The following is a 4,668-nucleotide window of genomic DNA, read 5'->3' as shown; positions in this document are numbered from 1 at the left end:
GTGCTGGGCGGCGGGGTGCCGTCGGGTGGCCGGCTGGGGGTGCCGGGTGTGTCGGGTGTGCCGGGTGTGGGGGTGGAGGTGCCTGGTGCGTCCGTGGCGCCTCCGGTGGCACCGCTGCCGCCGCGGCCCGTGCCGGGGGTCCCGCCGACTCCTCCCGTGTCCCCGCCATCGGGGCCCGCCTCGGACCTCGGGTCCGGGATGCCGGTCGGCCCGGAGCCGGTCGGTGGATCGTTCGAGGGGCGTGCGGAGGGGTGGGTGTCGCCGGCGCCGGGCAGCGGCACCAGGTCGACCCGGCCGTCGGGCGGCACCGCCTGGCGGGGGGCGGCCGCGTTCGGTGGGCCCGCGGCGCCCACCGCCAGCTCGCTGTCCCCGGCGCCACTACCGCAGCCGGTCAGCAGGGCGGCGCCCAGTGAGAGCAGGCACAGCGCGCCGGGGGCGCGTACCGGCCAGGGTGCTCCCAGGGTCGCCCGGGCGGTGTCCGGCTCCGTGTTCGCGGTGGCGGGTGCGTGTACGGTCCGGCGGCGGCGCCGGGGCATCGGCTGTCGCATCGGGCCAGTCTTGCTGACGTATCGTCAGAAAAACAGGCCCGTGCGCCAGTCGGCTGCCTTGGTGGCGGATGTGTCGACCGGGGGCGCCCCGGGGCGAGTCGAGGCGCCGGCAGCCCATCCGCTCAGTCGGAGATCAGCCCCTCGCGCAGCTGTGCCAGGGTGCGGGTCAGCAGGCGGGAGACATGCATCTGGGAGATCCCCACCTCTTCGCCGATTTGCGACTGCGTCATATTCGCGAAGAAGCGGAGCATGATGATCTGGCGCTCCCGGGGCGGGAGTTTGGCCAGTAGCGGCTTGAGCGACTCGCGGTACTCCACCCCCTCCAGGGCGGTGTCCTCGTAGCCCAGCCGGTCGGCCAGCGAGCCCTCCGCGCCGTCCTCCTCGGGGGACGGTGAGTCCAGGGAGCTGGCGGTGTAGGCGTTGCCCACCGCGAGCCCGTCGACCACGTCCTCCTCGGGCACCCCGAGGGCGGTGGCCAACTCGGCGACGGTGGGGGAGCGGTCCAGCCGCTGGGCGAGTTCGTCGCTGGCCTTGGTGAGCGCCAGCCGCAGTTCCTGAAGGCGGCGCGGCACCCGCACCGACCAGCTGGTGTCACGGAAGAAGCGCTTGATCTCGCCCACCACGGTGGGCATCGCGAAGGTGGGGAACTCCACGCCCCGCTCGCAGTCGAACCGGTCGATCGCTTTGATCAGCCCGATGGTGCCGACCTGGACGATGTCCTCCATGGGTTCGTTGCGGCTGCGGAACCGGGCCGCGGCGTAACGCACCAGGGGGAGGTTGAGTTCGATGAGGGTGTCACGTACGTAGGTGTGCTCCACGCTGTCCCGGTCGAGTGCGGCGAGCCGCAGGAACAGGGAGCGGGAGAGGGTGCGGGTGTCGATGGCGTCGCAGTCGTCAACTACGTGCGGTGCGTCGTTGGTGAGCACCTTCGAGCTGCCCAGTTCTGCGGACATGCCACCCCCTTGAGGTCGCGGACGGATCCCAGCGGCGCTCCGTGCGTGAGTGCAGCCTCCCCCTGAATACCGGAGGTCGGGCCACGGCAAACACGGTTTCTGCAGAATGTCACAAGTCGGCAACACGCTGTAGCGCCAAGTCGACATTCTTACCCCGGAAGCGCCGAGATGGGAGTCCCCCGAGGGGATTAGGGTTCGATTCGATTTGCGGACCGGAGGCGGGCGAAGCTCCGGGACAGCAGTCGGGACACATGCATCTGGGACACCCCGAGCTCCGCGCTGATCTGAGATTGCGTCAGATTGCTGTAGTAACGGAGCAACAGGATGCGCTGCTCGCGCTCCGGCAACTGCACCAGCAGATGCCGTACCAGATCGCGGTGTTCGACCCCGGCCAGCGCCGGGTCCTCGTAGCCGAGCCGGTCCAGCAGCCCGGGCAGCCCGTCGCCCTCCTGGGCCGCCTCCAGTGAGGTGGCGTGGTAGGAGCGGCCGGCCTCGATGCACGCCAGCACCTCGTCCTCGCCCAGTTTCAGCCGCTCGGCGATCTCCGCGGTGGTGGGGGTGCGGCCGTGCTGCACCGTCAGATCCTCGGTGGCGCTGTTGACTTGCACCCACAACTCGTGCAGTCGACGAGGTACGTGCACGGTGCGGACGTTGTCCCGGAAGTACCGTTTGATCTCGCCCACCACGGTGGGCATCGCGAAGGTCGGGAACTGCACGCCGCGGTCCGGGTCGAACCGGTCGATGGCGTTGATCAGGCCGATGGTGCCGACCTGGATCACGTCTTCCATCGGCTCGTTGCGGCTGCGGAAGCGGGCGGCGGCATAGCGCACCAGCGGCAGGTTGGCCTCGATCAGGGCGTCCCGGACGCGGGTGTGCTCGGGCGTTCCGGGCTCCAGTCCGCTGAGTTCGGCGAAGAGCACCTGGGTGAGCGCGCGGGCGTCAGCGCCGCGGCTCTTGGGTGCGGCGTTCCCGGTGCCGTTGTCGTCGGCGCCCTCGGCGGTGCCCTCGGGGCGGCTCTCGCCGGGGGAGGGCTGGCTTCTGGGCACAGTACGGGCCGGCACGCGTGTCGCCATCCCTCCTCCGTCCACTCACTCCCAGCAAGAGCGGTCATAGCATCACAAGACATGCGCACTGTGTGCAAGCACTGCATAACGCCGTGTTGAGGGAGAAAAAGGACCCAGGGCTCCGGAAGGTACCCGAGGGCGGGGGCCGCTGCGTGCGCCGCCCCGGGGGCTCAGATCTCGTAGTCGGCGATCACCCAGGTGGCGAACTCCCGCCACTGCTCGGCGGCCGCCTGATGGGCCGGGTGCTCCAGGTAGCGCTTGAGGGCATCGCCGTCGGCCACCGCGGAGTTGATCGCGTAGTCATAGGCGATCGGCCGCTCGGTGATGTTCCAGGCGCACTCCCAGAACTCCAGTTCGGGGATGACGCCCTTCAGCTCCTCGAACGCCCGAGCCCCGGCGACCACCCGCGGCTCGTCGCGCCGCACCCCGTCATTCAGCTTGAACAGGACCAGGTGGCGGATCACGGGTGGACCTCCTGTGACGCCCGCGCCGACCTCAGCTGATCAGTGCGGTCATGAAATCGCCGATGCTCTTCGCGGCGTCCGATACGCCTTCGAAGCCTACCTGGACCAGGTCGGCGGCGCGTTCCGGCGTCTTGATGATCGTGTAGAGGACGAAGACGACGAGCATGTAGAACGCGACTTTTTTCGCCTGCGCCATCGCTACGCCGCCTCCCCTGCCGTACTGATCGGTCGGGTGAGTCTATCCACTCGTACGGCCCAAGCGGTCGGATGATGCGATCTTTCAGGTCGTCCGGCGTGCCGCCCCGCCCACCCTGGCGCGGCCGGTCCCGCCCCGGCCGACCGGGAACCCGGGGGTCCGGGGCGGCACGGCACACGCGGCCGACGGACACGGCATACGAGGCCCGCGGCCCGCCGGGACACGCGGCCGACGGACACGGGATGCGAGGCATGTGGCCCGCCGGGGCATGCGGCCGACTGGTCCGCGGGCACCCGCGGCGCGCGGCGCCGTGCGGGGGCTCAGCCCCGATTGCGCGGATGCTGCCGCGCCGCGCGCTCGTTGCCGTGCTTGTACGCGCCGGTCCAACGGGCCATGACCAGCTGGGCGTCGCCGGACTCCGCCTCCGCCACGAACCGCTCGGCGCGGGCACCGCGCAGCGTCCCGGCGGGGCGGCCGTGGTGGGTGATGACGACGGTGCCGTCGGCGCGGCGCGTGTAGCCGAATCCATGGGGTCGGGGCATGGTCCGCGATGCTAGAGCGCGGGGTGCCCGCCTCGGTACGGGTTTTCCGCCCGGGCGCGAGGCGGGGAGCCGGCGGTCCGGCAGGGAGCCCGGCGCCGACCAACCGAGACCAGGGACCACGAAGGGCCCCATCCGATCGGATGGGGCCCTTCGTTTTACCTCTTCAGAGCGGTAGCGGTGGGATTTGAACCCACGGAGGAGTTGCCCCCTCACACGCTTTCGAGGCGTGCTCCTTCGGCCGCTCGGACACGCTACCGAGAGAGAGCTTAGCGGACGGTGGGCCGTGCTCCGAAATCGGTTTCGGACGGGTGGTGGCCGAAACCGCCGGAACAGGGGCGCGGGCGGGGTCAGGGCCTGTCGTGGGTGTCCCGGAAGAAGCGGGTGAGCAGCAGGGCGCAGTCCTGCGCCAGGACGCCGTGGATGACCTCCGGGCGGTGGTTGAGCCGCCGGTCGCGGACCACGTCCCAGAGGGAGCCGGCCGCTCCCGCCTTCTCGTCCACCGCGCCGTAGACGATCCGGTCGACGCGGGAGAGCACGGCGGCACCCGCGCACATGGTGCACGGTTCCAAGGTGACGACCAGGGTGCAGCCGGTCAGGCGCCAGCGCCCGCCGCCGGAGTCGGCCGGTGCGCCGGGGTGTGCCGCGCCGAGGGTACGGGCGGCCTCGCGGAGGGCCAGTACCTCGGCATGGGCGGTGGGGTCGCCGGTGGCCTCGCGTTCGTTGCGCCCCCGGCCCAGCACGGTGCCGTCCGGGCCCAGCACCACGGCACCCACCGGTACGTCCCCGGTCTCCGGGGCCCGAACCGCTTCCGCCAGCGCCAGCCGCATCGGCTCGCGCCAGGGATCGCGTACGGGGTCAGGGAGGGGGGCGGGCTGCGGAGCGCTCATGGCACCAGTGTGGG

Annotated in this window: 6 protein-coding genes, 1 tRNA gene and 1 pseudogene; all 8 read right to left on the bottom strand. The window is 71.3% G+C overall.

Going from position 1 to position 4,668, the window contains the following annotated elements:
• Positions 1-548 (bottom strand): annotated as a pseudogene (locus E4099_RS29255) (hypothetical protein); the annotation flags it as partial.
• 122 nt (positions 549-670) lie between these two features.
• The gene (locus E4099_RS29250) at positions 671-1,501 is read right to left on the bottom strand and encodes an RNA polymerase sigma factor SigF (protein ID WP_135342133.1); all 831 of its coding nucleotides are present in this window, start codon (positions 1,499-1,501) and stop codon (positions 671-673) included.
• Positions 1,502-1,689: 188 nt separating this feature from the next.
• Positions 1,690-2,574 carry an RNA polymerase sigma factor SigF gene (locus E4099_RS29245; protein WP_245245290.1) on the bottom strand — a complete coding sequence of 295 codons (885 nt, stop codon included), beginning with the start codon at positions 2,572-2,574 and terminating at the stop codon, positions 1,690-1,692.
• 161 nt (positions 2,575-2,735) lie between these two features.
• The gene (locus tag E4099_RS29240) at positions 2,736-3,029 is read right to left on the bottom strand and encodes a Dabb family protein (RefSeq protein WP_135342132.1); all 294 of its coding nucleotides are present in this window, start codon (positions 3,027-3,029) and stop codon (positions 2,736-2,738) included.
• Between the two features lie 31 nt (positions 3,030-3,060).
• Positions 3,061-3,225 (bottom strand): hypothetical protein, encoded by a 165-nt coding sequence (locus E4099_RS33310; RefSeq protein WP_167828518.1) that lies wholly within the window; start codon positions 3,223-3,225, stop codon positions 3,061-3,063.
• 320 nt (positions 3,226-3,545) lie between these two features.
• Entirely contained in the window at positions 3,546-3,767 is a 222-nt protein-coding gene (locus tag E4099_RS29235; RefSeq protein WP_135342131.1) for a hypothetical protein, read from the bottom strand.
• A 169-nt stretch (positions 3,768-3,936) separates the two neighbouring features.
• A tRNA-Ser gene (locus E4099_RS29230) sits at positions 3,937-4,023 on the bottom strand.
• 91 nt (positions 4,024-4,114) lie between these two features.
• Positions 4,115-4,654: a nucleoside deaminase gene (locus E4099_RS29225; protein WP_135342130.1), complete on the bottom strand. Its 540-nt coding sequence runs from the start codon at positions 4,652-4,654 to the stop codon at positions 4,115-4,117.
• Positions 4,655-4,668: the final 14 nt, after the last annotated feature.

Origin of the sequence: Streptomyces palmae (genome assembly GCF_004684805.1) — a bacterium.
Classification (GTDB): Bacteria; Actinomycetota; Actinomycetes; order Streptomycetales; family Streptomycetaceae; genus Streptomyces; species Streptomyces palmae.
This window is presented reverse-complemented; position numbering and strand designations above follow the sequence as displayed.

What these genes read in the sequence shown, in the direction of transcription:
- E4099_RS29250 (WP_135342133.1), bottom strand. Translation starts at nt 1,501, where the DNA reads ATGTCCGCAGAACTGGGCAGCTCGAAGGTGCTCACCAACGACGCACCG.
- E4099_RS33310 (WP_167828518.1), bottom strand. Translation starts at nt 3,225, where the DNA reads ATGGCGCAGGCGAAAAAAGTCGCGTTCTACATGCTCGTCGTCTTCGTC.
- E4099_RS29245 (WP_245245290.1), bottom strand. Translation starts at nt 2,574, where the DNA reads ATGGCGACACGCGTGCCGGCCCGTACTGTGCCCAGAAGCCAGCCCTCC.
- E4099_RS29235 (WP_135342131.1), bottom strand. Translation starts at nt 3,767, where the DNA reads ATGCCCCGACCCCATGGATTCGGCTACACGCGCCGCGCCGACGGCACC.
- E4099_RS29225 (WP_135342130.1), bottom strand. Translation starts at nt 4,654, where the DNA reads ATGAGCGCTCCGCAGCCCGCCCCCCTCCCTGACCCCGTACGCGATCCC.